The organism is Streptomyces sp. Inha503 (assembly GCF_047215865.1).
Taxonomy (GTDB): domain Bacteria; phylum Actinomycetota; class Actinomycetes; order Streptomycetales; family Streptomycetaceae; genus Streptomyces; species Streptomyces lycopersici.
Genome location: NZ_CP178360.1, coordinates 22,917 through 47,298 on the forward strand (window position 1 = coordinate 22,917; position 24,382 = coordinate 47,298).

General features: G+C 68.4%; 23 protein-coding genes and 6 pseudogenes. 13 read left to right on the forward strand and 16 right to left on the reverse strand.

The genetic code is table 11. The features are described 5' to 3' along the window. Window positions 1-170: 170 nt before the first annotated feature. Both ACJX2R_RS00130 and ACJX2R_RS00135 read left to right on the forward strand, forming a co-directional pair. Window positions 171-404: pseudogene (locus ACJX2R_RS00130) on the forward strand (recombinase family protein); the annotation flags it as partial. Between the two features lie 75 nt (window positions 405-479). Further along, a pseudogene (locus ACJX2R_RS00135) lies at window positions 480-1,016 on the forward strand (Tn3 family transposase); the annotation flags it as partial. Window positions 1,017-1,227: 211 nt separating this feature from the next. On the opposite strand, the gene ACJX2R_RS00140 reads toward ACJX2R_RS00135, so the two are convergent. Beyond that, the gene (locus ACJX2R_RS00140; RefSeq protein ID WP_413098148.1) at window positions 1,228-2,346 is read right to left on the reverse strand and encodes an FAD-dependent oxidoreductase; all 1,119 of its coding nucleotides are present in this window, start codon (window positions 2,344-2,346) and stop codon (window positions 1,228-1,230) included. Between the two features lie 53 nt (window positions 2,347-2,399). On the opposite strand from ACJX2R_RS00140, the gene ACJX2R_RS00145 reads away from it, so the two are divergent. The 4 genes from ACJX2R_RS00145 to ACJX2R_RS00160 all read left to right on the forward strand — a co-directional run bounded on the left by ACJX2R_RS00145 (window position 2,400) and on the right by ACJX2R_RS00160 (window position 4,459). Next, complete coding sequence (locus ACJX2R_RS00145) at window positions 2,400-3,092, forward strand: TetR/AcrR family transcriptional regulator (protein WP_413098149.1); 693 nt, start codon at window positions 2,400-2,402, stop codon at window positions 3,090-3,092. 293 nt (window positions 3,093-3,385) lie between these two features. Further along, complete coding sequence (locus tag ACJX2R_RS00150; protein WP_413098150.1) at window positions 3,386-3,979, forward strand: recombinase family protein; 594 nt, start codon at window positions 3,386-3,388, stop codon at window positions 3,977-3,979. Continuing rightward, window positions 3,976-4,161, forward strand: coding sequence for a hypothetical protein (locus ACJX2R_RS00155; RefSeq protein WP_413098151.1), 186 nt, complete (start codon window positions 3,976-3,978; stop codon window positions 4,159-4,161). The genes ACJX2R_RS00150 and ACJX2R_RS00155 overlap by 4 nt, the downstream gene beginning before the upstream one ends. 64 nt (window positions 4,162-4,225) lie before the next feature. Then, window positions 4,226-4,459 (forward strand): hypothetical protein, encoded by a 234-nt coding sequence (locus tag ACJX2R_RS00160; protein ID WP_413098152.1) that lies wholly within the window; start codon window positions 4,226-4,228, stop codon window positions 4,457-4,459. A 35-nt stretch (window positions 4,460-4,494) separates the two neighbouring features. On the opposite strand, the gene ACJX2R_RS00165 is transcribed toward ACJX2R_RS00160, so the two are convergent. Continuing rightward, window positions 4,495-5,346: a hypothetical protein gene (locus ACJX2R_RS00165; RefSeq protein ID WP_413098153.1), complete on the reverse strand. Its 852-nt coding sequence runs from the start codon at window positions 5,344-5,346 to the stop codon at window positions 4,495-4,497. Here ACJX2R_RS00165 and ACJX2R_RS00170 point away from each other — a divergent pair. After that, window positions 5,327-5,461 (forward strand): hypothetical protein, encoded by a 135-nt coding sequence (locus ACJX2R_RS00170; RefSeq protein WP_413098154.1) that lies wholly within the window; start codon window positions 5,327-5,329, stop codon window positions 5,459-5,461. The two genes, ACJX2R_RS00165 and ACJX2R_RS00170, sit on opposite strands and share 20 nt — an antisense overlap. 387 nt (window positions 5,462-5,848) lie before the next feature. On the opposite strand, the gene ACJX2R_RS00175 is transcribed toward ACJX2R_RS00170, so the two are convergent. Beyond that, window positions 5,849-6,232: a winged helix-turn-helix transcriptional regulator gene (locus ACJX2R_RS00175; protein ID WP_413098155.1), complete on the reverse strand. Its 384-nt coding sequence runs from the start codon at window positions 6,230-6,232 to the stop codon at window positions 5,849-5,851. Window positions 6,233-6,333: 101 nt separating this feature from the next. Between ACJX2R_RS00175 and ACJX2R_RS00180 the strand changes: the two genes are divergently transcribed. Both ACJX2R_RS00180 and ACJX2R_RS00185 read left to right on the forward strand, forming a co-directional pair. After that, window positions 6,334-6,735, forward strand: coding sequence for a RidA family protein (locus ACJX2R_RS00180; protein WP_413098156.1), 402 nt, complete (start codon window positions 6,334-6,336; stop codon window positions 6,733-6,735). A gap of 293 nt (window positions 6,736-7,028) precedes the next feature. Then, window positions 7,029-7,418 carry a hypothetical protein gene (locus ACJX2R_RS00185; protein WP_413098157.1) on the forward strand — a complete coding sequence of 130 codons (390 nt, stop codon included), beginning with the start codon at window positions 7,029-7,031 and terminating at the stop codon, window positions 7,416-7,418. 237 nt (window positions 7,419-7,655) lie between these two features. Here ACJX2R_RS00185 and ACJX2R_RS00190 read toward each other — a convergent pair whose 3' ends face one another. After that, window positions 7,656-7,817, reverse strand: a complete 162-nt coding sequence (locus ACJX2R_RS00190; protein WP_413098158.1) for a transposase — start codon at window positions 7,815-7,817, stop codon at window positions 7,656-7,658. Window positions 7,818-7,885: 68 nt separating this feature from the next. Continuing rightward, window positions 7,886-9,011, reverse strand: a pseudogene (locus ACJX2R_RS00195) (transposase); the annotation flags it as partial. A 402-nt stretch (window positions 9,012-9,413) separates the two neighbouring features. Here ACJX2R_RS00195 and ACJX2R_RS00200 point away from each other — a divergent pair. Next, window positions 9,414-9,860 carry a hypothetical protein gene (locus ACJX2R_RS00200; RefSeq protein ID WP_413106171.1) on the forward strand — a complete coding sequence of 149 codons (447 nt, stop codon included), beginning with the start codon at window positions 9,414-9,416 and terminating at the stop codon, window positions 9,858-9,860. Between the two features lie 148 nt (window positions 9,861-10,008). Here ACJX2R_RS00200 and ACJX2R_RS00205 read toward each other — a convergent pair. Both ACJX2R_RS00205 and ACJX2R_RS00210 read right to left on the reverse strand, forming a co-directional pair. Beyond that, window positions 10,009-10,344, reverse strand: a pseudogene (locus ACJX2R_RS00205) (helix-turn-helix domain-containing protein); the annotation flags it as partial. Between the two features lie 424 nt (window positions 10,345-10,768). Next, window positions 10,769-11,566 carry an SDR family oxidoreductase gene (locus tag ACJX2R_RS00210; protein WP_413098159.1) on the reverse strand — a complete coding sequence of 266 codons (798 nt, stop codon included), beginning with the start codon at window positions 11,564-11,566 and terminating at the stop codon, window positions 10,769-10,771. Between the two features lie 163 nt (window positions 11,567-11,729). On the opposite strand from ACJX2R_RS00210, the gene ACJX2R_RS00215 reads away from it, so the two are divergent. After that, window positions 11,730-12,695, forward strand: coding sequence for a LysR family transcriptional regulator (locus ACJX2R_RS00215; RefSeq protein ID WP_413098160.1), 966 nt, complete (start codon window positions 11,730-11,732; stop codon window positions 12,693-12,695). A gap of 224 nt (window positions 12,696-12,919) precedes the next feature. Here the strand turns inward: ACJX2R_RS00215 and ACJX2R_RS00220 are convergent. Next, window positions 12,920-13,054, reverse strand: a pseudogene (locus ACJX2R_RS00220) (ISAs1 family transposase); the annotation flags it as partial. Window positions 13,055-13,212: 158 nt separating this feature from the next. On the opposite strand from ACJX2R_RS00220, the pseudogene ACJX2R_RS00225 reads away from it, so the two are divergent. Beyond that, a pseudogene (locus tag ACJX2R_RS00225) lies at window positions 13,213-13,452 on the forward strand (site-specific integrase); the annotation flags it as partial. A gap of 192 nt (window positions 13,453-13,644) precedes the next feature. On the opposite strand, the gene ACJX2R_RS00230 reads toward ACJX2R_RS00225, so the two are convergent. Then, entirely contained in the window at window positions 13,645-14,382 is a 738-nt protein-coding gene (locus ACJX2R_RS00230) for a phosphotransferase (protein ID WP_413098161.1), read from the reverse strand. Window positions 14,383-14,547: 165 nt separating this feature from the next. Next, the gene (gene tpg / locus ACJX2R_RS00235) at window positions 14,548-15,060 is read right to left on the reverse strand and encodes a telomere-protecting terminal protein Tpg (RefSeq protein ID WP_413105736.1); all 513 of its coding nucleotides are present in this window, start codon (window positions 15,058-15,060) and stop codon (window positions 14,548-14,550) included. Window positions 15,061-15,391: 331 nt separating this feature from the next. Here tpg and ACJX2R_RS00240 point away from each other — a divergent pair, with 331 nt between their 5' ends. Continuing rightward, complete coding sequence (locus tag ACJX2R_RS00240; protein WP_413098162.1) at window positions 15,392-16,135, forward strand: SDR family NAD(P)-dependent oxidoreductase; 744 nt, start codon at window positions 15,392-15,394, stop codon at window positions 16,133-16,135. Between the two features lie 1,133 nt (window positions 16,136-17,268). Here the strand turns inward: ACJX2R_RS00240 and ACJX2R_RS00245 are convergent. From ACJX2R_RS00245 to ACJX2R_RS00270, 6 genes are all read right to left on the reverse strand, one after another. Beyond that, entirely contained in the window at window positions 17,269-17,616 is a 348-nt protein-coding gene (locus ACJX2R_RS00245; protein WP_413098163.1) for a hypothetical protein, read from the reverse strand. 210 nt (window positions 17,617-17,826) lie between these two features. Next, on the reverse strand, window positions 17,827-18,822 hold the full coding sequence (locus ACJX2R_RS00250) for a helix-turn-helix domain-containing protein (protein WP_413098164.1): 996 nt from the start codon (window positions 18,820-18,822) through the stop codon (window positions 17,827-17,829). A gap of 728 nt (window positions 18,823-19,550) precedes the next feature. Beyond that, entirely contained in the window at window positions 19,551-19,754 is a 204-nt protein-coding gene (locus ACJX2R_RS00255) for a hypothetical protein (RefSeq protein ID WP_413098165.1), read from the reverse strand. A gap of 190 nt (window positions 19,755-19,944) precedes the next feature. Beyond that, entirely contained in the window at window positions 19,945-21,174 is a 1,230-nt protein-coding gene (locus ACJX2R_RS00260) for an alpha/beta hydrolase family protein (protein ID WP_413098166.1), read from the reverse strand. Beyond that, entirely contained in the window at window positions 21,174-22,403 is a 1,230-nt protein-coding gene (locus ACJX2R_RS00265) for an amidohydrolase family protein (protein ID WP_413098167.1), read from the reverse strand. The genes ACJX2R_RS00260 and ACJX2R_RS00265 overlap by 1 nt, the downstream gene beginning before the upstream one ends. Then, window positions 22,396-24,363: a prolyl oligopeptidase family serine peptidase gene (locus ACJX2R_RS00270; protein ID WP_413098168.1), complete on the reverse strand. Its 1,968-nt coding sequence runs from the start codon at window positions 24,361-24,363 to the stop codon at window positions 22,396-22,398. Before ACJX2R_RS00270 ends, ACJX2R_RS00265 begins: the two co-directional genes overlap by 8 nt. Window positions 24,364-24,382: the final 19 nt, after the last annotated feature.

The window sequence follows — 24,382 nt, forward strand, 5'->3', positions numbered from 1 at the left end:
CGGCACCGGAAAGTCCTCTCAACGTAGGGGCACAGGGCGCCCCTTCACGCCATCCACCGACACTGACACCCACGGCGAGAAATCCAAGATCAAGTGCTTAGCGCCAACCGCTGTACCGATGGTCCCCACAGCCGCACCAGTTCAAGGAGGCCGCGCCCGAGACCCCGATCATCTTCACCGTCCACGAGCTCAAGCGCCTCGCCCGCAACGCCGCCGAGCTGATGACACTCTCCGCCGAACTCCAGGCCGGAGGCATCCAGCTCGAACTCCTCACCGGCCCGCTCACCGGCATCTACGACCCCAACTGCATGGGCGCCATATTCTTCGCCGTCCTCGCCGTCGCCGGACAGATCGAGCGGGACTACATCCGGGAGAAGCCCCTCGAAGGCCAGGTCATCGCCGCATCCAAGGGCAACCACGGCGGACGGCCGAAGGTCATCGACGACGACATGCTCACCTTCGTCCAGACCCTGAAGGGTTCCCTGGTCACCAACCAAGTCCGCGCCTATGACCTACTGCGCATGTTCGGGCGTGAGGGGCGCCCGACTCCGCTGAGTGCGGCGTTCGCGGAGTACGGGCGGATCGCCAAGACCGAGCACCTGCTGCGCGTGGTCGACCCGGTCGACGACACCTACCGGCGGCAGATGAACCGGCAGCTCACCGTGCAGGAATCCCGCCACAAGCTGGCCCGGGACGCGTGTCACGGCAAGCGCGGCACCATCCACCAGGCATACCGCGACGGCATGGAGGACCAACTCGGCGCGCTCGGCCTGGCCCTCAACGCCATCGTGCTCTGGACCACCCGCTACATCGACGCCGCCGTCGCCCAGCTCCAGGCCGAGGGCCACGAGATCCGGGAAGAGGACATCGCTCGGCTCTCCCCGCTAAAGCACCGCAACCTGAACCTGCTCGGCCGCTACAGCTTCACCGCCAGCGTCCCGGCCGCCGGCGCCCTGCGCCCACTGCGCGACCCAGACACGCCCGAGCTCGACGAGGGCGAGGACGAGGACGACTGACGACCTCACCCCCTGCGGCGGCAGCGCGATGCTGTCCGGCCCGCTAGAAGGATCGAACCGGATTTTGGCGGTAGCGGGCTGAGGCCTGCGTTCGGTGCAGGCGTCTGTGTGTTCGTCCAACGGTGGTTTCGCCGGAAGGGACCGCAGTGGCGCCGTACTGTCCCGTGAAGCCGTGGCGAGCGGTTGGTGCGGGTGCTCTCGCGCTTGGCAGTCAGGATGGCTGGACTTGGTCGAAGAGGGCGAGAGCTTCGGCGGGGTCCGGGCTCACGAGGCGTTCCAGACCGGCCGTCGTGATCTTCGCCCACCTGCCTGCCCGTGCCCACATCCGTTCCTCGAAGGCGCGGACGGCCTCGTCCAGATCTCCAGGGCCGGTGGCGATGGACTCGGCGAGTTCGGCGCCCTCCAGCATCGCGAGGTTCGCGCCTGCCCCCAAGGGGGGCATCAGATGGGCGGCGTCGCCCAGGAGCGTCACCCCGGGGACGTGGGTCCAGGTGTGGGACACGGGCAGGACGTAAAGCGGGCGGTGGACGAAAGCGGTGCCGTGGCGGAGGAGGTCGAGGACGGGAGCGGCCCAGCCATCGAACAGCGCCAGTAGGCTCAATCGCACGGCCTCGACGTCGGCCAGGTCCAGGTTCGTGTGCCAGTCCAGCGGCGCGCGGAACTGGGCGTACACCTTGACGTGGCCGCCGCTGTTGCGCTGGGCTACGAGAGCTCGGTTCACCCCGTACACGGCCACGGAACCGTCGCCGATCAACCGGGAGAGGTCGGGGTGGCGGGTGTCGACGTCGTCGAGGGAGGTTTCGACGTAGGTGACGCCGGTGTAGTGCGGTGTCACAGACGAGACTGCCGGGCGGGTCCGGGACCAGGCGCCGTCCGCGCCGACTACGAGGTCGAACGTCTCCTGTCGCCCGTCCGCGAAACGGACTACTACACCCTCCCGGGTCCCCGGCACTACCTGCGTCACGCTCCGCCCCCACCGGACGTTGAGAGGGCCGAGCAGCAGGTCACGGAGTTGCCCGCGGTCGATCTCGGGATTGGCCCGGTCATCTGGACGGGGTCGCCAGTCGCGCAGGACGGTGCCGTTCGCGTCCAGGATGCGCATGGCCTGCCCCTCGGGGCGGGACAGCGCCTGGAACTCCGTCAGCAGCCCCGCCTTGTTCAGCGCGAGCTGGCCCAGCCCCTCGTGCAGGTCCAGCGTGCCGCCTGGGGGGCGGATGTCGGGGGCGGGATCGCGTTCGAGGACGGCGACGGGGTAGCCGTGGCGGTGCAGGACACGGGCGAAGGTAAGGCCTCCGGGGCCGCTCCCGGCCACAGCGATACGATGTCTCATGGCAATACACTGTATTGCTCAATACGATGCATCGCAGCAGAACGGTGTGAACCATGAGTGTGTGGGACCGGCCGGAGCCGCCGACTCGCCCCGTGCCGCTCGACCGGGAGCGGATCGTTGCCGCCGCCATCGCGCTGGCCGACGAAGGCGGGCTGGACGGGGTGTCGTTGCGCAAGGTCGCCGCCCGGCTGAACGCGGGCCCGATGCGGCTGTACGGATACATCTCCACCAAGCAGGAGCTGTTCGACCTCATGGTGGACGAGGTCTACGCCGAGATCCTCCCCCAGGAGCAGCCCGGTGACTGGCGAGAGGCGCTGCACACCCTCGCCCACCGCACCAGACACGCTGCTCTCCGGCACGAATGGCTGGCCGACCTGCTTGGCGGCCGCCCGGCCCTGGGCCCGAACGCCCTCGCCGTGGGCGAGGCCACGCTGGCCACCCTGGACAGCCTCACCGACATCGACACCGCCATGCGCGCGGTGGAGACTGTCGGCGCCTACTTCACCGGCGCGATCAGGCGCGAGATCGCGAACCTGCGGGCCGAGCGCGTCACGGGCCTGTCGAAGCACGACTGGCAGCGCGCCTCGGGCCCGCATCTGACAAGGATGTTGGCCACCGGTCGCTTCCCGGCGCTGACCAAGGCCGTGTACGACGGCACGGACGTGGACGCCGAGGCATCCTTCGAGACTGGCCTGGACTGGGTCCTCGATGCCGTGGCCGCCAAACTCACCCGGCCGCCGGCATGACGCTCAGCCCTTGCCGAAGGTGAGCGAGCTCTGCGCCCGGTGCCCATGGGCCGTGAAGTTAGCGCTGGGCGATGGTCTGGGTTGCGCCACTGAAGGCGTTGCCACTGCACCGGACACGGGATGACGGTACTCGGTGTCGGTAAACGATGGCGAGCTCAAGCGGCCGGCGCGTCCAATGAACCCGTGCAATTAGGGGGTTCGAGGCGGCGCGAATCCAATCAGATCCGATGGTGATTGATGACAGGGTTTGACGACAGATAGGGTCCATTCCTCCGTACCGGAAGGGGCCCCGAGTGGCGAACCTGGTCTACAAGCGGGTCTCGACCGACCAACAGTCAACCGCCCGGCAGAACCTCGTCCTGGACGAGGCCGGGATCGAGGACCCGGTCGTCTTCGAGGAGGACTCCGGCACCTCCAGCCGCCTCCATCCGCTCCAGCGGCCGAAGTTCCGGGAGCTGCTCACCTACGCGCGGCCGGGCGACACCGTGCACATCTCCGAGATGTTCCGCCTCGTACGCGGCAACCAGCACATCCTCGACGTGCTCGACGTCCTCCACCGCGACCGCCTCTCCCTGCGCATCCACGACGGCGCGTTCTCCGCGATGGACCTCACCGCCCGCCACCCTCGCACCGGCGAGCTGCTGTCCACCGTGAAGTTCATGGTGCAGACCTTCCCCGCGGCCGGCGAACTCCAGCGCGACCTCCAGCGCGAGCTGACCTACGACGGGCTCCGGGCCACCGAGGCCAAGGGCAACAAGGGCGGGCGCCGCCCTGCCGTCCCGGCCGACAAGACCGACACCGTACGCACCGCGTACCTGGAAGGCCCGACTTCCTCCGTGCCGCCGAGCTGGACGACGTCGAGCGGGCCGCGCTCGACCAGGCGGTGACCGTACGGCGCGGCCAGGGCTACACCCTGCGCGTCGGCGCCGTCCCCGCCGTGCACCTCGGGCTCCTCGCCCGCTGCCAGCCCCTCGATGGCGGCCACGGCGTTCCTGCGGTCCCGGCCCAGCGCAAGGCCCGCCGCGAGTACGAGAACCGCGTCAGCACGCTGGCGCCGATCGGACCATGATCGTTCTCAGCGCCAACGGCTGTACCGGTGTTCCCCGAGGCCGGACACCGCAGGCAGTGTCCAGATGTCCGACGGCACGGAGAACGTGGCCATCGGCGTGGGCCAGGACATCACCGGCGCCGTGTCCGGAGTGATCGAGCGGCATGACGACGGCCGCGAGGTCCTGCGCTCCGTGAGCGGCTTCCGCATCGAGCTGGACGGACACGGCGGCGCCCGCGCGTTCACGCCGACGGGCGTGGAGATCCCTGTGGGCGGGTTCTTCTTCGTCCACGACCCCGAGGCCGGTTCTCACAAATGACCGGATGCGAGAGTTCAGCGACAGCCCTGAAACGATCACGTTTCCGCATGTCGCCATTTGCAAAAGCCTTCTCGAGACTCAGAGGTTATGCGAGGCACTTCTGATGCCTGCCGTAGGCCGCCTGCGGAGGGGATGCTCGCGGGCGACGGCGCAGCTGGCGCACTCCTTGCAGAGTCGCCGACGCCGACGGTCGGCTCGCCCCGCGTGCCCGCCGCGGCCTGGCCAACCTCGCCCGCATCCGGGGTGTTTTCCCCACCGCCCTGGCCTCCGTCTCCACCCTGGGCTGGGAGGGCCGCCACCACAGCGTCCTGGCTCACATCCTGTGGCCCCACGGCAATATCGACCGTGCCGTCGCCGCCTTCGAAGCCGCACGGGCCGAAGCAGAACAGCACGACGCCGCGGGCGAGCGGGCCATCGCCCAGACCCTCCTCGCCCTGGTCACCGCCTTCACCGACCCGCTCCGCGCCGACGACGAACTCACCCTCGCGCACCAGTACCTCGCCCAGCTCGACCAGCGCGCCACCACCTTCTACGCCCACGTCGCGGCCCTCGTGCGCGACGCCGACACCGACCGCGACGTCACCGACCGCGCCATCGTCCGGCACACCGAGAGCACCGTCGCCGGCCTTTCCTGGCTCACCCCGCTCATCCACACCGCCGTCGCCTTCCACCACACCGTACGCGGCGCCCAGGACGACCTGACAGCCACCATCGGCCGACTGCGCGAGGCAACCGCGAACAGTGACTTCGCCTACTACGTCGACATCGCCACCGCCATGGGCAACCTCGGTGCGGCAGACCGGGCGCGCATCAGGGAGTGCGTCGTCCGCGGCGTCGCCCACCGGCGAACTCGCCGAGGAAACCGACGTGGACGGCTTCACATCCATGATCCACGGCTTCCTGCTCGGCATCTCCACACAAGTGTGCGACGGCACGCCCGCCCGGGACCTGCACGCCGCGGCGGACGCCATCCTTGCCACCTGGCGCGCGCAGGAGTGCTAGACCACGTCGGTGGTGGCGTCCGGAAGCAGCCAGGGTCCGCTCATGGACCGTCCCAGTGGGCGCGCCGATGCTGGCGCCACCGTCGTGGCCGGGCCCGCGAGGGACCTTACGCGCCCCAACACTCCTTCGCTGGTGTGTTGCGCGCCCCGCTGCGGCGGGACAGGCCAAAGGACGGCGGCCGCTGTCGACGGCCGCCGTCCGCTCTGCCTTTGCCCGCAGCGCTTCGAGCGCCGCCCGGCCATCCCCGAAAGCTTCCTCTGGCTCACGCATCCCAGGGCCCGCGTCATGCCACTCGATAGCGGCCGTGGCTTCGTTCACCTGAACAGCAGCGTTGACCTGCCGGTTGGGGCATCGGTCGGTGATCTCGAGGCTCGTGGACGTTCACGGTCAGGCGTCGAAACGGCCGCGTGCGCTCTCGATATGACCGAGGTGCTGGTGGGTCCAGCCGCATATGACGTCGACCGCGGTGCGCAAGCCCTGGCCCGGCTCGGTGAGGGTGTACTCCACCCGCGGCGGCACGGTGGGGTGCACCTTCCGGTCGACCAGGCCGTTGCGCTCCAGCATGCGCAGGTTCTGGGTGAGCATCTTGTGGCTGACACCCTCGACCTCGTTCCGCAGCTCGCTGAAACGCAGGGTGCGCTCGCCGAGCGCCTCGATGATCAGGAGGGCCCACTTGTTGGCGACGTCCGAGAAGATCTCTCGCGCCAGGGAGTCCGCGCGCCGCAGGTCAGCGTCCTCGGGCAGGCCCTTGAGCAGATGCTTGGTCACCATGAGGTTCCTCAGTCACCGAAAAGTGCGTTCTTCCAGGTCAGACTTCACTCTCCTACAGTTTCCGAGTAACCACAAGAGAGCAGATCAGAAGGGCGAGCACCATGGCCACCATTGATGTCTTCAACTACGACGTACCGGCCGAGAGCGACTTCGGCTACTCACAGGCGATCAAGTCCGGCGAACTGATCCACGTCTCTGGACAGCTCTCGTTCGACGAGGCGGGCGAGTTCCTCCACGCGGGCGACTTCGCCGCCCAGCTCAAGCAGACCTACGCCAACATGGACAGGGTCCTGGACCACTACGGCGCCACCCGGAACCAGATCGTCTCGCAGACCCTGTACGTGGTGAACCTGCGGCAGAACGCCGCGGCGACGGCGGAGGGCAACCGGGCGTACTTCGGCGACCACCGCCCGGCGAGCACGGTCTTGGGCATCACTGAACTGACCTTGCCCGGTCAGGTCATCGAGATCAGCTTCGTCATCGACACGAAGCTGCCCGCTTGAGTGCTCCTCGCACGTCCCACAGCCGTCCGGGTCTGCGTTCGTGGAACAGTCACAGCGACCGTTCCACGAACGCTCCCGCAACACTCGCTTTCCGCGCCGACGTGGTTTGCTCCGCCCCTTCGAGCGGGGCCGTCTCGGTCCGCGGGACCGTCACGCTCCGCTCTGTCACCGCGGCGCGGCGCTCGTCGACCACTTGCCCGGTTTCGAGCTATTCGAGCATGTGGAACCGGATCTTCCCTGTTGGGACTGCCTGCCCTGAAATGACCTACCGTCTACGGGTCGCCGTCGCCACTATGAGCAACATGACGAAACGGGTACTGAGCTCCGTAGCAGGAGCGGCTTTATTCGCTGCGGTCAGCGTGACGCTGACCGCGTCGCCCGCTGCGGCTGACCCGCCGGGGTGTCCTTGGCCGTACGTGTGCTTCTACAAAACGAGCGCCTCGTACCCCAACGGCACGCCCAGCGCCATGTACAAAGACGTGACGAGCTCCTACCAGGACCTCGGTTCCGCCAGCCGCGGATCGGACTGGGTGTTCAACTCCCGCGACGACGACCGGGCCATGCTGCGGTACGTGGTAAATGGCCAGACGAAGTACCACTGCCTCGCTCCGAACTCCGACATCGGGTTCACTTCAGCCGCCACCGTGACCGGCATCAAAATCCAAACGGCTTCCACGTGCTAGACGTATTGCCCCGGAAGCCACGAGGGAGGTCTTGAACCCGACCCTCCCGCACCCACACACGTGATCACAGCCCTATATTCGCCGGCCACCTGCCCGGGGACATGGCCCTATCCCTTCCGAAATTGACCGGCCTCTTGTGGGCTGTTTCCAGGGCGGGGTCGAAGCGGTGGAGCCGGTCGGCCAGGCGTCGGTCGGGGCGGCGGACGATGACGCAGCCCGGTGCCCGGGAGGGTGCCCCTACGGGTCGGCTTCGGCCTGCCGGATCCAGGTGCGCAGGGCCTCGTGGTGCGCCCCGAGTTCCTCGGCCATGCGGCGGATGACGGGCTTCGGCTCGGTAGCGCGATACATGCGGACCGCGCGGTCACGCAACTCCAGCGGGTATTTCCTCGGGGCAGGCATCGTCTGGTCTCCTCTCGTGAGACCCATCTGACCTGCTGTCACCTCTCCCCGCATCTCGGGGGAAGCTCATGGCGGACCTTCGGGGCGGTCCAGCCGAGTGTCTGCTTCATCAGCCGGAAGGTGTACTCCAGGTCGAATCTGCGGAGGAACGCCTGCCACCACAGGTCCGCCTCGACACTGGTGGCGGCGGTGGCGGAGCACCACAGCCAGACCGGTTTCGGGTCGCGGTCGCCCGGCAGGCGCTCGACCTGCGCAGCCGCACCAACGTGCCGTGCAAGATCGGCAGTTCCTCCTGGACGTGGTCCAGCCAGGGGCCGCGGTGGGTGATTCTTGGGTGCATCCGGTCCCAGGCGGTGGCCCGGGCCTTGCCGTAGCGGGTGGTGTCCGTGGCCGTGGTGACGTTGGGCTCGTGCCAGGTGTCGGGCTTGGCGAAGGCGCGGACGCCGCCGTGTCGGCGCGGCCGTCCGCCTTTCGGGCCGGAACGGGCCGGGCCCGGGTCGCGGAGCATGACGCGGTCCGAGCGCAGACGTCCGACCAGCACGACCGGCAGGTCCGCCAGGGCGTGCGAGAGGTAGACGACGTCGTAGCCGGAGTCCATCACGATCAGAATCTCGGGATCGCCCGGATGCCAGTGTCCAGCCTGCGTCAACCGGTCGACAATATCGCGCAGTTGGGTGGCGGTGACGGCGGTCGCGTCGTCCGCCGGGCCGAGGCGGACAGCGTCCAGCAGCGCGACCCAGGAGGTGCGGCCGGTCTCCAGCGCGCCGACGAAAGAGTACGGCCATCCGGGAACCAGCTGATCCGTCTTGCGGTCCCCGCGTCCGCAGACGTGGCAGAACAGCCTCTCGTTGCTGGTGGGGGCGTCCGGACGCAGCCAGTGGGACACGTCCACGGCCGGCACGACCCTGCCGTCGGCCGCCCGTGGCAGCGGCAGGCCGGCCAGGGCCGGCGCAACCGCATCGGCTCCGCCCAGCCCCGGTCCAGAGCGGCGTACAGGGTGCCGTGCCCACGCCGGTGCTCGACCGCCAGCGACAGCTCGACCAGCGTCTTGACCGGCCCGTCCGCACACAGCACCGCGTCCGTGAGCTCGAAGAGCGCATCCGCGCGAGCGTAGAGGCATTCGTAGAACTCGGCCCGAAAGCGGGACAACTCGTCCAATGCCTCGCCTGCGGAAGCGTCGACGGGGAGACTCATGGGCAGCGGCCGTTCTCTCGTGCTTTGTGACTCGACATCTCGAAGCGTGGAGAACGGCCGCCTCCGCTGTCCCGCGAAGAGCGGACCGCGTGCTGCCGCGTGAGCGGTGACACGTATGGTCTTCGGGGCCATCAAGGCATTCATACAGAAGACTGCTGTCGGACCCAGGGGTAGGGGAAATAGACAGATGTCCATCGACGAGCAGCCTCAACGTCGTGACCGGGCTCGTAACCGCTTGGTCATGATGGCAGCCCTGGTGGCGCCGCAGCGCTGAGCGCGGCCGCTTTCGCGGTCTTCACCCAAGGGTCGGGGGCGGATAAAGACGACTCCGGCGACCAGCAGCATTCCCAGTCGCCAGATGCCTTTGCACTGCCGCCGACACAGGGCACGACCAAGCCGACCGTGCTCCCCAACGCCAAGAGCGTGAAGGACGGGGTACCGGTCGGCTACCCACGCACCCTGAACGGGGCCATCTCGGCGGCGGCCCACTTCTACGACATCCTCGACCCTTTCGACCCAGCCGCGACAGAAAAGCAGCACCGCATCACCGCTGAACCGGGCAAGGAGAAGCAGATCAGCGACGACGCTTTGCGCTTCTCCATGCGGCTGCGGAACACCGCGGGTCTGCCGCTGCTCGGGGAGTCGGACAATGCGAACTACTACACCCTGCAGTCCCGGGCGTATCGCGTCTCTTCTCGCTTCCAAGGACCGGGTGAGGGTATGGATCCTCACCGACACCGAGCTGTCTGCCCGCGGGGTCGTGGACTCGGACACGGACGTCCAGACGGCCGACCTGGTGTGGACCGCAGGGGACTGGAAGTTCACCAGCCTGGACGAGAAGGGCAGTGAGCCGGGCCCAGTGGTGCCGGACAGCGCCCAAGCGGTCAATGGATGGCAGCCTCCTCAGCGGCTCACCTCCGTTCAAGCGGAGGTGAGCCGCCCATCCGGTGCAGCAGCCGGTGACGCCGGAGACGCTGTAGGAGACGTGGAACTTCCGCCCGATCAGCGTGCATACCCGAGCGGCGGTCCACACCTGGTCGTCCGTCCAGCCACGTGCGGCCGGTCCTTCCTCCAGCCAGGCCGCGAGTCGGGCCTGCCAGTGGGTACCGAGCCGGCAGTCGTAGCCCGGCGCCCCCTTGGAATGCAGGGTCTCCCGCCCGCCCGCCTTCCAGGCACGGCGCCACTGGTAGACGGACTTCTCGCTCACCCGTAACTCCCGGGCGATGCACGGAACTTTCACACCCTCCTCGAAGAGGTGCACGGCCCGCATCCGTACCTCTTCACGGCGCTTGCGCTGCTCGGCGGTCAGTCCGCCCCCATCTGGGTACCGCATGCCTCCGGGGTACCAGCCAAGGCGAACGCCATCACCAGGTCCGACAAAGACCCAGACCCTACGACGCCGAAGTCAGTAGTCACGTGAGATGTCTGTCTCTTCCGCGCCCCCGCCTGGAAGCCCTCCATGAAGATGCCGCACGGGATCACGTCCGCAGCCTGGTAGCCGAGTTCGAGTAGCTCACCGATCCGTGCGGAGCTCGCCCGCTACGGCATCACCTGATCAGCCGGGCATTCGAAGCAAACGCCGGGCCCTGGAGGTTGTTCAGGCCGCGGTGGCTTCGGGGCGTCGGCGAGGTGACCGCTCTCGAAGCGGGCTCCGGAGCAGACGAGGGCGACGAGCTTGGATGCGGTGATCGCGCGCCAGCGAGACCGGGCGGCAGGATCCGCATCCGCAACCGGTCCCGGCGTTAGGGTTCCGGCCGTCAGACCGTCTTGATGACCCCGCCGTCGACGAGGATGTCGCTTCCGGTGATGGCGCCCGCCTGCGGGGAGGCGAGGAACGCGATCGCCGCCGCCACCTCCTCCGGCTCGATGATCCGGCCGATGCTGATGCCCGCGTCCTCCGGGAGACCGGCGAGCAATTCGTCCTGTCCGATCCCGCGCGACCGCGAAAGGGCACCGGCGAGACTGTCCGGATCCGTCCAGTTCCTCGTGCGCGTCGGTCCGGGGCTGACCGTCACCGCGCGCATCCCGCGTGGGGCGTACTCCTCGGAGAGCGCCTTGGTGAGATTGGTCAGCGCGGCTTTGGCGACGCCGTAGTCGATCGGCGGATGGGCGATCCGGGCCCCGATCGAGGAGACATTGACGATCACCCCACCACGGAGCAGCAAGGACGGCACGAGGGACCGGGTGACACGGACGGCGCTGAGCAGGTTGAGCTCAAGGGTCCGGCCCCAGGCAGCGTCGTCGATCGTGGCGAATCCGCCGAGGTGACTCGGATCGTCGTCCCCGGGCGCGAGGCCGCCAGCATTGTTCACGAGCAGGTCGAGACCCTCCGGCGCCCAGGACTCGGCCGCGGAGGCGACGGCGGTCACCCCGGAGGGCGTCGTGAGGTCCGCGCTGACCGCGAGGGATACGACCTCCTTCATCTCGGGGGTGGGGACGCGCGCCACGCCGAGAACCCGTACGCCCTCGTCGGCGAGCAGGCGCGCTGTCGCCAGGCCGATCCCCTTGCTCGCGCCGGTGACGACCGCCGAGCGGTCTTTCAGTTGCAGGTCCATCACGGTCTCCCTGTCTCCCCGTCTCCCAGCCTGTTCACCGATGTGTTGTCATGCGGTGTTGTCGGGCCCTGGTGACCAGCTAAGTTCGCACCCGTCTTTACGTCTACTGCAAAGATTGCAAGCATCATTCTCGCCTGGTGAAAACGACGGGGAGTGGAGCGCGGTGACCGACGACCTCGACCTCAATCTGCTGCGCGTCTTCGACGCGCTCATGGACACCGGCAGTGTGTCCGCAGCGGCGGAGCGCCTGCACCTGTCGGTGCCGGCGACCAGCCGCGCTCTGGGGCGTCTGCGGCGAACCCTGGGCGATCCGCTCCTGGTGCGGGCCGGCCGGGGGCTCGTGCCGACGCCCTTCGCGCTGAGGAGCGCCGGGCGGGTCAGGGAACTGCTCGAAGACGCGGCCGAGCTGTTCACCGACAGGGCCGACGACGAGCCGCGGAAATGGCGGCGATCCTTCGCCGTACGCCTCAACGACGGTCTGTCTCCTGTGCTGGCTCCGCGATTGATCAGCCGGATCGCCGGTGAGGCGCCGGACGTGACTCTCCGGTTCCTCACCGACGACTCCGATCACCCGGACGCCCTGCGCAACGGCTCGATCGATCTCGACATCGGCCTGACGCGCACGTTCGCTCCCGATGTGCGCGTGCGACGGCTCTACGTGGACCGGTTCGTCGTCGTGGTGTCCGCACGGTCGCAGCTGGGGCAAGTCGACCGGCTCACGGTCGACCAGCTGTGCCACTACCCACACGTCTCTTCCCAGGGTCAGCCCGTGAGCCTGCTCGACACCGCGTTGGAGCGGATCGGACGCTCGCGACGAGTCGTCGCCGCCCTGCCGACCTACGCCGTTTCGTCCCTGCTCGCCCTGGAAGACGACATCATCGTCGTCGTCCCCCATGTCCTCGCGCGGCACTTGGTCGAGCGCCAGGTCCCGGTGCGATGGCACGAGCTTCCGCTCTCGCTGCCGAGCCTGACGGTCGACCAACGGTGGCACGCACGCCTGGACGGTAACTACCCGTCACAGTGGCTGCGGAGCCACGTCGCGGCAGCCCTCGAAGGCCTTGCCGACGACGACGATCCGGGCAGTTCCCATCTCGACGAAGTGCCCTTCGACGAACGCCGAAACGTCTGACTCAAGAGCCTCGCGACACTCACCACGAGATCTTCCCAACCCCGATCAGCCGCCCTCCCCTGAGGCACACTCAGTGTCACGGAACGGCGGCATCAGCCACGAAGACGCGATACCTCTGCATGCGAACCCGCCCGTCCCGAAGTCGATGTTCCCAGTACCAAGGGCCGCCTGGTTCCGCCCCGGGTGCCCCCAGGACCCGGCGTTTGCCTCGGATGTCTGGTTGATCAGGTGATGCCGTAGAGGGCCAGGGCGCGGTGACATTCGGTGTGGGCTCGGCGTTCGGCGACGGTGTTGACGTACCCCGCGAGTTTGAGCGCGCCGCGGATCAGGTCGCGGACGGCGGCGAGCGCGGCGGGTGTAGCGAAGAACTCGTCCGTCTCGACGTCGAGGACTTCGAACCCGCACACCGCCTGATCCACCTGCGGGCGGAGACCACCAAGTCCCAGCGAGCACGGGAGGTGGCTTTCGGCACTACCTCGTCCCAGCGGTTCGTGGCTTACCTCACCGGCGCCGCACGATGTTCGGCCGGATCAACGGACCGCTGTTCCGCTCCGTCTCGAGCCGCAACTACGGCGCCCCGCTGGGCCCTTCCATCTGGTCGAAAACCATCGAACGCATCGCCCGCAACGCCGGAGCTGCCCGACTGTCCCCCCCCCTGCGGCATCTGCGGCTGACCGACCTGGCCCGCGCCGACTGGACCATCGACCAAATCGCCCAGTACGCCGGCCATCGCGATCTCGCCACCACCATGCGCTACATCCACCTGTCCGGCCGTGAGCTGGCCGCCCGTTTCCACCCCACGAACACCACCATCCTGACCGACCGTGAGCGACTGCTCGCCGCACTCCGGCCCGACGCCCAAGCAGCTGGGCACCGACCGCGCCTTCATCGCTCTGACCGACCTGCGCACGAAGCCGCCCCACGACCCGGATTGACCGTCACCACGCGCTCACTCCAGTGCGCGTTCCCAAGCACCCCGATGATCGGAAACCCACTGATACGCCCTCTGAACTTCACTCACCACCCCGGCATCACGAAGCCGGACCATGGCGACGACACCCGCATCAGCCTCGGTCTCGATACCGCGCCAGCACCGGTCCTGCCACCACAAGACCGTGGACACAAGACGTTGCCGGTCCGACAACTCGTAGCTGTCAGCAATCAGCCGCATACGCCGAGCCGCATCCCCGACGTCGGCCACGGCAGGGCCGAGACCGAGGTACTGCCAGCAGACATGAGCGATGTCATGGATCCGAGCGCCCGGCGCCGCGAGATCCCAGTCGATGAACGCCGCCGGCCTAAGCGAGCCACTGACCAGCCGATAGACCGTGTTCTTGGGCGACAGATCGTTGTGACACACGACCTCGTGGTCTCCAACCAGTGCAGTGCCGACCGTCAGGTCGTGGAACTCGCGCACCAGCCGGGCGACCGCGGCCAGGCTCTCGTCCGACGACACGGCAGCAGGTTGTCGCGGTTCCCACGCGACATGGCCATCAAGGTAACTAAGCACTTCGCGGCCCTTCTCGTCCACACCGAGATACCGCGGAGCTCCGCTCCAGCCACCGGCTTCGAGCAACCTCAGCAGATCGCTCACGAACTTCGCACGAGCAGAGGCTGGACGACGCACCGTGTCCCCGACACGAACGACGCCATTGACGAAACCTCCCGGCAAGGACGACTCAGGCATCCCCCAACCCTGCCCGATCGTTACCTCGAATTCTCAATAACTTGCCACTTGCAGCCGGTGTCGGCCACGTATCGGATCGCGTGCATGACCATCCGATTCCCCGCGGACACGCGAGCGAGCCCGGACGGATCGGTCCGGGCTCGCGGGCTGTTCGGAGCGTGGCCACTACAGGTCGAACTCCAGGTGCTCGATGTCCGTGAAGCGGACCTCCTCCAGCTGGCCGGCCCGGCGGCCACTGTCCTGGAAGTAGACCTCCTTGAGGGCTTCTGCGGCGATCTCTCTGAGCTGCTGGTCGCCGGCGCCGGCCTCCTGGGCCTCGAAGAGGCGGGCGGCGTAGCGAGGGGGCAGGGCGACGGTCAGGTGCCGGATGCGGTCCTGGTCCGTCGTCCCGATCGGTGCGGTGTAGCCGAGCCGGGCGCGGGTGTCGATGACGATGCCGCCCGTGGTCGCCGCCGTCTGCCGGGCCTTGGCCCGGATCTGCGGCTGCCACCGGGCCTTCACCTCACGCTCCAGGCGCGCGGCGAGATCGGGGCGGGGCCTTTTGATCTGGTCTTTCATGTACCGCTCCACGGCTCGTCGCCAAGGGCCAAGCACACCGCACCAAGCAGCAAAGGGCCGTCTTCTACTCGGCCATTGCCCCGGACGCGGCCGCTGGTACGACTGAGGCCAGCGAAGCAGCCCCCTCCTGAGGAGTTCCGGTTCTTCCGTCGCACATCCGATTGCGCGCGCCGCAGTTATCCGGAATGGCTGGGGCACGGGATGCCCCTGGGACAGGGGCAATGTCGTCGCGCTGCGGGCGGAAGTGGCAATCAGGCCGGTGCATGTGCAGTCGAGACTCTCAGAGGGTAGCCAGCACCAGCAGGGACATCCGTTCCGGGGCCTGTGGCGATTCCGCGCGGGAGTTCCACTCGCCGCGCAGGTTTCCGGGACACCTGCCGCGAGTCCGGCAGGTCGGTCACGCACCGCGACCAGACCAACTCCCCGCCCTGCCCCAGAAAACAGGAGAAGCATGACTACGGCTCTGATCACCGGCGGTAGCTCCGGTATCGGCGAAGGCTTCGCCCGGCGGCTTGCCGCCGAGGGACACGACCTGGTCCTGGTCGCGCGCAGCAAGGAACGCTTGGATGCCGCGGCCGCTGACCTTCACGACCGCTACGGCGTCTGTGTGGAGACCATCGAGGCCGATCTCACCACCATGGACGGCTGCTCCCAGATCGAAGATCGATTGCGGAACAGCGTGGTGGACATCCTGGTGAACAACGCGGGCTTCGGTCTTCCCGCGCCCTATCCGCGCAGCGCGATCGCGGATGAGGAGAGGATGATCGACATCCTGATCCGGGCCCCACTGCGGCTGACCTACGCTGCACTCCCAGGGATGACCGAGCGAGGCCGGGGCGCGATCTTCAACATCGCGTCTGTGGCTGGCCTGCTACCCACTGGCACCTACGGCGCGGCCAAGACGTGGCTGATCCGGTTTTCCGAGTCTCTCCGCCACGACCTCAAGGGGCGCGGCGTACGGGTCCTCGCTGTCGCGCCCGGGTTCACCCGTACCCCGGGTGCGGCAGGTATCCCGGTGCCCAACTGGCTCTGGCTGGAAGTCGATCAAGTCATCGACCAGGCCATGAAAGACCTGAAGCGGGGACGGCCGGTAAGCATCGCAGGCTGGCACTTCAAACTGTACGACCAAGCGGTCCGCCACCTACCACGCCGGATCGTCGCAACCATGGCCCGGTCCCGCAAGCCACCCGCATAGCGCCAGCCTGGTGAAGACCAGCACACAGAGCCTCCGGCGGAGTGTTTGAGCCGGACCCGCACCGCGCGGAACGACACAACGACATCCGCCAAGCCCCTCTTGCGGGTGGCGCCGTTCTCCTTCACCTGCTCGCGGGCGGAAACCAGGGCCGGGCGGGCGAGGCCGATGCCGATGCCGCTCAGCTCGGTGGTCATAGAATCACCGCCCTCGCCGTGTCGCCATCAAGGGGCCAGAAGGCGAGCTCGCAGCGGCCCGGCCGTCCACGGCACAGGCACAGCCGCCTCCGCGCGGGCGGCTGTCTGCTCGCGCAGCTGCTCCAGCCGCGTGCCCAGAAGGGACCGGGCGGTGTGTTCCCGGGCGATGTCGGGGCCTTCGTCGCGGCGGCAACCGCGCCCCCGCCGTTCGAATTCGCCCGGAACCAGCGGCGTTTCTGCCCGGTCGCATACGCCCGCCACGCCTCCGCCACGCCTTCCTCAGTCCGGCCCAGCACCGCCAGGGCACACCGCCGGTACCCCGGCGCCGCCTGCCGCACCACCTGGAGCACGGCGAAGGCGAGCACGGCCGCCGCGACCGGGCCCGCACCCAGGTCGCCCGACTCCACCAACTCCATAAACCCGCGCCGGGCACTGGCGATATCGGTCTCCAGGAAACCCCCTCACGCGGGCGGTGACAGCGACGACGTCGCCCGGGTCGTCCACACCGGCGGACCAGGTGGCCGCCCGGAGCGGCGTTGCCCGCGTGCACCATGTTCATCCACGGCAGGAGCAGGGGCAGGCGACGTGTCCTGTCCGGCTGCTGTGGGCGGCATCGGTCTGGCGCGTCGGGAGGGGCAGCATCCTGGGGCGGGTCGAGATGTCTTGCCGTTCGCGCGGTCCGACTGCGGGGACGGCCGCGCCGGCCGTGTATCGGCGGGACCGCTGCCAGCAGCGGCATGTGATGTCGTTGCGGTTGCCTCCGGTGAGCGTGTCTGCGGGCGGGATGCCGGTGGCATCGCACATCAGATGGCGTTCGGGGCCTGGTCGACCGCGGCCGACCAGGCCCCGTCCGGTGGCCCCCTGTTCGTCCTCCGCGGGCTGTTCACCGGAGGCTCTGGCTGTTCGCCCGCAATCAAGTTCGCGAGCTGTTACGGCTTGTTACGGAGCGTAGACCTTCTCGATGCTCACGTTCGTAATGCCCTGCGGGGCCCACCAGTCCCAGTTCTTCTGTACGTTCTTCGGGCAGGCCCACGGGCCGTCGGCGTACCCGTTGGGGTAATGCACTCGTAAGAAGACGCAGTAGCCGTCGGACTTCGTGTCCTTGACCCAGCCCATGACATGGTTGCTGTCGCAGACCTGGCCGCCGTACGTACCGAAACTGGGCGAGTTTCCGAAGGTCCAGCATGCCGCAGCGGCGCTGGAACTGGCTTCGGCCGGGATGATGCCGAGGCCTGCGATGGCTGCGGCAGCTGCGCCAACCATCAAGAGCTTCTTGCCAAGTTTCATGATCAATTTCCCTTCCAGCCTGGGCGTGAGCTGCCGAGATTCCTTCAGTGAGGGCCGACGCCAGCAGAATCGGCGTGAACGTCAAGCGGAATACGGCTTCACCTTTCGGTACCTCCGGTTCGCCCTCCAATAGCGCCGGCGCGCCGGTGTTCCTCTCTGCCCTCAATCGTGGCGCGGGCCGTGGGCTGGGAGTTGGCGATGCGTGCGGTGTTACTTGTCACTCAGCGCAGCCGCTTGCGCAGCCGGCAGGCTGCGCAGTGCGGCCTGCCGGAGCTCTCTGGGCGCCACACCGTACGCGGTGCGGAACGCCCGGCTGAAGTCCGCCGGGCGCAGGAACCCCCACCGGGCGGCGATGGCGCTGATCGACCGCCGCCGCAGCCGTGGGTTGGTGAGGTCGGCGTGGCAGCGTTCCAGGCGGCGTCGGCGTATCGAGGCTGCCACGGTCTCCCCCTGCTGCCGGAAGAGCGTGTGCAGGGAGCGCACGGAGATGTGATGGTATGCGGCGATGTCCGCCGGTCCCAGGTCCGGGTCACCGAGGTTGTGGTCGATGAAGGCGTTGACGCGGGCCAGCACGGCCTGCTGGCGGGTCTCGGCCGGGAGGTCGTCGTAGGCGCCGAGGTGCTGGGCCAGGCAGGCACCCACCAAGTCGAGCGCCATCACGCCCAATCGGCTCAGATCACGGGGGTCGCAGCCGGGGCCGTAGACGTCGAGTGTGGTCATGAACCGGGCGAGGATCGCTCCCATGCCGGTGCGGGTCGACATGGGCTGGGCGAGCAGCCGACAGACCTTGTCCGGCGGAAGCGGCAGTTCCTCGCGCGGCAACTGCATGATGACCACTTGGGTGTGGCGGCCCCTGTCGGGCACCGCGCCTTCGAAGGGGTGCGATACGTCGAAGAGCACCATGTCGCCGAGCACGAGCCCGGAGTCCTGGCGCCGCTGGCTGATCCACAAGGGAGTGCCGGAGACGAAGGTCAGCTGGTACGTGCCCGGGTCGGAGCGCCGGATGTCCGCCCGGGTGCGTCTCAGGTACGCGGGCGGACTGCTGAACGCGGCCACCCGCACGGAACCGAGGTCCAGCACCGAGGCCCGCGCAGGGAAGCCCACCGCGCCCCTCGCGCTGCTGAGGGTCAGCGGTGCCAGTTCACGAGAGACCAACTCGCCCCAGAACGGCAACTGCTCATTCGCGGGCAGTCCCTCGTTCGACACCTTCTGCCACATTCCGCCCCCCGTAATCGCCGCTCCGACAACCCTGCCATGGTTCGGGGCCCATGCCGCCCGGACCTCCTGCGCTGTGCTCAGCCCTGTTCAGCTATTTCCCCCAAGCCGGACATGAGACTGCAAACAGTCACTCAAGCGCAGATATCGAGCATGCCCGTCAGTGCGGCACGTTCGTCCTCGTCCATGGTGAGGGCGCAGGCGTGGCGTAGGCACGCTTCACCGGGATCCACGCACGGGCGTACGTGCAGCGGTAACCGACCAGGTCCGGCTGCCAACCGGAGGGGTCTCTGTCGCTCTTTGCCCGGTTGGAGCGGGCCGAGACGGCAACGAGCTGCGAATAGGCGAGATCGTCTCTGCCATGATCGCAGCACCTTTCTGAACACGACGGGATCATGCACGCGAACCGGGGCGTTCAACGCGTGACCGCCGGGCCGACGCTCTCTCATACGAGGCCCGGCGGCCGTAATGCCGGTCTGGCGGTGCGCCACGGATATTCCGACATTCTTCTCGCCACCTCCTGAAAACGCCTCAATTTTCACTCGCGCGCATAGACTGGAGGACCGCAGCGAGAGCACATCTGCCGGCCAGGGTCAAGAGTGGGGGCGAGTTCCGTTGCCTGCTCGGCGGCGGAACGGCCCCGGGCCGACCACCCGGGTCGTCTTGTTATTCAGGTTGTTCAGGTCCCTTGAGATCTCTTCAGGTCCCCTCAGAACTGCTCAGGGACGGGTCCGTGTCGATGACGTTGTCGCGGGGCCACCGTCGATGTCGTCCTGGCCGGGGCTGCCGAAGAGGTAGTCGTTGCCCCGTCCGCCCTCGACGGTGTCGCCGCCCTCTTCGCCGTAGACCGCCGCGACGCCCTTCGTGGGCAGGGTGCCGTTCAGCGCGACCTCGGTGAACCGGCCCCAACGGGTCGGTGTCAAGCATCGCCTCGCACCACCAACGGCGCAGGACCCCCCTCGGCGTCCTCCGGGGCGGCCGCCAGAAGCTCGCTGGAACTCCATCAGCCGGCCCTCTCACATCGCGAAGAGGGACAGCATCCAGGGCGAGCCGTAGGTGCGCACGACGGCCTGCGCTCCTTGGGCGGCGGAGATCACGGCACGGGCGTGCCGCTCATGCCCGAGTGAGGGACCAGGTTCGGACGGGGGACAGGTCGATCGGGGTGACCTCCGGGTACTCGGCGAGCTGCTTGCCGGGAAAGCCGTTCTGCGCGCCGAGGAGGACCGCGTCGAAATGGCCGCGAATGAACGCGTTCAGCAGGTCGATGGTGCGTTGTGAGTCCACCTTGCCGCCGCCCGGCAGCACGCTTGCGCGCTCCGTGGCCGGAATCAGGACGAAGTCCGCCAGCTCCAGATGAGTGACGTCCTCGATACGTAGCCTGTGCACGTCCGATCTGGTGCCGGCCGTACTGAGCGGCTCGAAGAAGAATTCGTTGGCATCCAGCGTGGTGAGGCCAGGAACGCCCATAGCGGCCAGCTGGCCGCGAATGTCCGAGGCGAGGTGGAGCAGCGGCACGCGGATGTCGGTGTCGAGCAGATCGGACAGGAACTGGCCGCCGTCGAGGTTGACCGCCGCCCGCACCCGCTCGTCCTGCTGTGCGGCGGAGGCGGCCGCCGCGGCGCCGAACGACATGCCCAGCACGCCGAGTCGGGTGGTGTCGCTCGCCGTGACCAAGTCGGCGGCCGGGCCCGTGACCGAGCCGCTTTCCAGTGCGTCGACGACCGCGCGGAAGTCGTCGACCCAGCGCTGCGACCACGGGCCCATCGCACGGTCGTCTAGGAACTCCGGTGTCACCTCAAAGCGCCGCGCGATGTCGCCGGTGAGCTTGTCGGAATAGCCGGGCTCGGCCAGGAGACCGACGAATTTGTCCTTGAAGCCGTCGTCGTACCTGACCAGCTCGCTGTCGCGAAAACGAACACCGCATGCCTCTCCGGGATGCGCGACGCTCCACACGACGTAACCGTGACTGGCGAGGTGCTCCATCAGCGGCGCGTTCTGCGAGACCCAACTCATCGCACCGTGCGAGAACACCAGGGTGGGAAAGCCCGAAGCGGCAACGGCGGCGCCGGTGACGCTGTGGCTGGGCATTCCGGCCAGTTGGTCCGCCCAACGCTGCGGCGCCCCGGTGGCTTCGGCGAGCCACCGCAGCACTGGCAGTTCGGCGTCTTCGCAATAACGACGGTGCTGTCCGGCGCTCGGCGACGCCGGGTACCAGACCCGGACCATGAGCCGGCGACCGTTCGCCTCCTCCGGCCGGAGCGCGGGATAGGTGGTGTCCAGGACTTCGCCGTCTCGGACGCCGACGGCATGAGGGCCGGTGGGTGCGGCGTAGGTGATCGCCACTACCTGGTCTCCTTCACGACATGGCCGCCTTGGACGACCAAGGCCACCGAGCCTGGTTCGGTGAATAGCTCAGGGTTCTCGAGCGGGTCGCCCGCCCACGCTGTGAGGTCGGCGAGCTTGCCCGCCTCGATGGTTCCCACTTCATCGGCGATACGCAGGATCTCGGCGTTGACGCGGGTCGCGGACTCCAGTGCGAGCATCGGGCTCTCGATTTCCGCCCGCAGTGTCACCTCGCGGCCCCGAAGGGCTTGGTGGGGGCCGATGAGATCGGAACCGGATCCGACCTTGACCCCGGCGGCTCGGGCGGCGAGCAGTCCGTCGACCTGGCCGCGCAGCACAGGGCCGACTCGCTCGCCGATGCCGCCCCTCAGCCCGGCCTCGGTCGCGTCGTCGAGGAGGGCGTGCATCACCGCCAACGTGGGCACCAGCGCCACGCCGCGTTCCGCCATCAGGGTGGCGATCTCGTCGTCGATCTCTGAGCCGTGCTCGACGCACTTGACGCCGGCGTCCACCGCTGTGCGAAGACCGGCGTTGTTGTGCGCGTGAACGGTGACATAGGTGCCGCGGGCGTTTGCCTCGGCCGTGGCCGCGGCGATCTCCTCGCCGGTGAACTGGGTGTCGGTGATTCGGTCATGCGTCGACATCACGCCGCCGGTCACGCACAGCTTGAGGAAGTCGGCACCGCGGCGGAATGTCTCACGGACGTTCTTGCGCATTTCCGCGGGCCCGTCGGACAGCAGCGACATCGCCCGTAGCCCGGGAATGCTGTGGTCGTACCAGTTCCTGGTCGGTTCCCAGCCGGCTGCGAAGTGCCCATGGCCGCCGGTCTGGCACTGGACGGGTCCGCACTGCAGGATCCTCGGGCCACGCACCTTGCCGCTCGCCACCACCCGCGCGAGGCCGGCGTCGATACCGCCGGTGTCGCGGACGGTCGTGAACCCGGCGTCGAGCGTCTTCCCGCAGTTGGCGAACATGTCCGCCGCGAGCTCGGCGACCGACAGCTCCCGTCGCAGGCTCGGGTCGATCTCGCTGGAGAGTCCGAAGTGGACATGCGCGTCGATCAAGCCCGGTGTGAGCACCAGCCCCGTGGCATCGAGCGTCCGCGCTCCGGCGGGGGCCGAGCCCATCCCTGCGATACGCCCGCCCTCGACGTGGACGGCCAGTCCGTCGACCGGGTCCCGGCCCGTGCCGTCGACGATCCGTGCGCCGACGATCCAGTAGTCATGCATGGTGCTCCTGCGCGGGCATGTGCTGTTCGAACCAGTCCAGGACGCGGGTGAGAAAGTCGATCTGCGCGGGATACGCGCGCACTCCATGGCCCTCTTGTGGATAGATGACCAGCACGGACGGCACCCCGTGTGCGCGCAGGGCCTGGTGGAATTCCTGGGCCTGGGTCGGGGGTGTGCAGTTGTCGAGTGCGCCGGCGACGTTCAGGCAGGGCGTGCGCACCTTGCTGGCGTGCAGCACCGGGCTGCGCGTGTGCGCTCGCGTCCCGGGCTGTTCGGGGTTCGCGTGGAGGAATCGGTTGCCCCAAGCTGCGATATTGCTGGTGAAGCTCTGGCTGTACCAGTCGGTGACCGGGGCGATCGGCACGGCGGCGGCGAACCGGTTGTCCTGGGTTACGAGCCACGAGGACATGAACCCGCCGTAGCTCGCGCCGATGAGACCGACCCTGGTGCCGTCGACGACACCGCGTTCGACGAGCGCATCGATGCCGGAAAGGTAGTCGTGGGTGTCCGCGCCGCCCATGTCGCCGACAACCCGGCCGGCGAAGTCCTGGCCACGGCCGCTGCTGCCACGGGGGTTCGGGTTGAGCACGGCGTACCCGCGCGACACGAGCAACGGCACCCACTGATAACGCATCGACCATGTGTCGCGGAACTGCCAGATCGGGCCCCCGTGAATGTTCACCACCAGTGGGAACGGCCCGTCACCCCCGGGTTTGCACAGGATGCCCTCGATCTCGGTGCCGTCGGGCGCGGCCCAGCTCACCATCTCGGCGGTGCCTGCCACCGACCGCAGGTAGTCCGTGCCGGGGTGGGCAGTGGAGCCGAGCACCCGGTGACCGTCCGCTCCGAACAGCGCCAGCCGCTGCGGGAGCTCGTAGGATTCCTCGATCGTGCAGACGCGGCCGTCAGCGGTGAAAGCCCCGTCGGTGTGGAACGTGCTGCCGCCGCACGCGAGGCCGGTGGAGAAGATTTCGGACACGCTCGCATCCCGGACCCGGACGATCCCGGCGACGGCGTCGAGGTGCCGTTGCCCGAGGTAACCGAGCCGCTCGTGATCGAGCCACTGCAACCGGGTCACATCCACGCCGTGGGTGTCGACCCGGCGCAACACCCCGGTGGCCGGATCGACCAGCAGCAGGTTGCCGGCGACGAGCCAACGGTCGCTGCACACCGCTTCGGCCACCGCGAGGCAGCGCCCGTCCGGTGCTCCGGCCGGCAAGCCGAGCTGGACCTCACTGTCCAGCACCTTCCGCGTCGCCCCGGTCAGATCCAGCAGGCTGAGGCACGCGCCGTACCAGTCGTCCTCGCCCGGTCCCTCCGAGGTGATGGCCGCGACCCGGTCCAGGCCGCACCAGGCGGCTTCCCAGCAGTTCAGGCCCTCGGGTGACACGCGGTCCAGCTCGCCGCTCGACGGCCGGTACACCCACAAGCTTCGCCACGCCTCCGCCGTGACGCCGGAATAGACCCGCGGCTCCCACGCCGACGGCCCGCCTGCCTCGGCATGGTTCGTGCCCGAGCCCTGTCCGCCGGAAAGGTCTGCGCCCAGACCGGCAACGCCAAGGAGGATCCGGGTTCCGTCGGGCGACCAGTGCAGGTACTCGATCGTGCCGGGCACCGCCGGTGCCGGTTCCGCCTCGCCCAGTCGGCCCTCGGTCAGCAAGTGCAGCTGGAACACGCCCTGTTCGGTGCGGTCTGCCAGGAAGGCCAGCGTGCGCCCGTCGGGTGAGAAACGCCCCCAGCGCGCCGACGAGCCCTCCGCCGAGATCGCCCGGAGCCGGCCGTCTTCCGCGGTGTGGAGCACGGTCCGCGGCAGGCCTTCGAGTTCGTCGAATACCTCGGCGGTCACCACAGTGCGGGTGCCGTCGGGCGCCACGTGTGGCTCCCGCAGGCTCAACGGGCGACCGAAGCCGGGCTCGTGCAGGGCGCGCAGGTGCGTCAGCACTCGTTGGCGCTGCGTCATCGCTGGGTGTTGGTCCACG

Bases quoted from the DNA above. Each gene is read 5' to 3' on its own strand.
- ACJX2R_RS00185 (WP_413098157.1), top strand. From the start codon at position 7,029: ATGAGCAACATGACGAAACGGGTACTGAGCTCCGTAGCAGGAGCGGCT.
- ACJX2R_RS00240 (WP_413098162.1), top strand. From the start codon at position 15,392: ATGACTACGGCTCTGATCACCGGCGGTAGCTCCGGTATCGGCGAAGGC.
- ACJX2R_RS00160 (WP_413098152.1), top strand. From the start codon at position 4,226: ATGTCCGACGGCACGGAGAACGTGGCCATCGGCGTGGGCCAGGACATC.
- ACJX2R_RS00190 (WP_413098158.1), bottom strand. From the start codon at position 7,817: ATGCCTGCCCCGAGGAAATACCCGCTGGAGTTGCGTGACCGCGCGGTC.
- ACJX2R_RS00245 (WP_413098163.1), bottom strand. From the start codon at position 17,616: ATGAAACTTGGCAAGAAGCTCTTGATGGTTGGCGCAGCTGCCGCAGCC.
- ACJX2R_RS00265 (WP_413098167.1), bottom strand. From the start codon at position 22,403: ATGCATGACTACTGGATCGTCGGCGCACGGATCGTCGACGGCACGGGC.
- ACJX2R_RS00165 (WP_413098153.1), bottom strand. From the start codon at position 5,346: ATGGATGTGAAGCCGTCCACGTCGGTTTCCTCGGCGAGTTCGCCGGTG.
- ACJX2R_RS00270 (WP_413098168.1), bottom strand. From the start codon at position 24,363: ATGACGCAGCGCCAACGAGTGCTGACGCACCTGCGCGCCCTGCACGAG.
- ACJX2R_RS00230 (WP_413098161.1), bottom strand. From the start codon at position 14,382: ATGCCTGAGTCGTCCTTGCCGGGAGGTTTCGTCAATGGCGTCGTTCGT.
- ACJX2R_RS00180 (WP_413098156.1), top strand. From the start codon at position 6,334: ATGGCCACCATTGATGTCTTCAACTACGACGTACCGGCCGAGAGCGAC.
- ACJX2R_RS00175 (WP_413098155.1), bottom strand. From the start codon at position 6,232: ATGGTGACCAAGCATCTGCTCAAGGGCCTGCCCGAGGACGCTGACCTG.
- ACJX2R_RS00210 (WP_413098159.1), bottom strand. From the start codon at position 11,566: ATGGACCTGCAACTGAAAGACCGCTCGGCGGTCGTCACCGGCGCGAGC.
- ACJX2R_RS00145 (WP_413098149.1), top strand. From the start codon at position 2,400: ATGAGTGTGTGGGACCGGCCGGAGCCGCCGACTCGCCCCGTGCCGCTC.
- ACJX2R_RS00140 (WP_413098148.1), bottom strand. From the start codon at position 2,346: ATGAGACATCGTATCGCTGTGGCCGGGAGCGGCCCCGGAGGCCTTACC.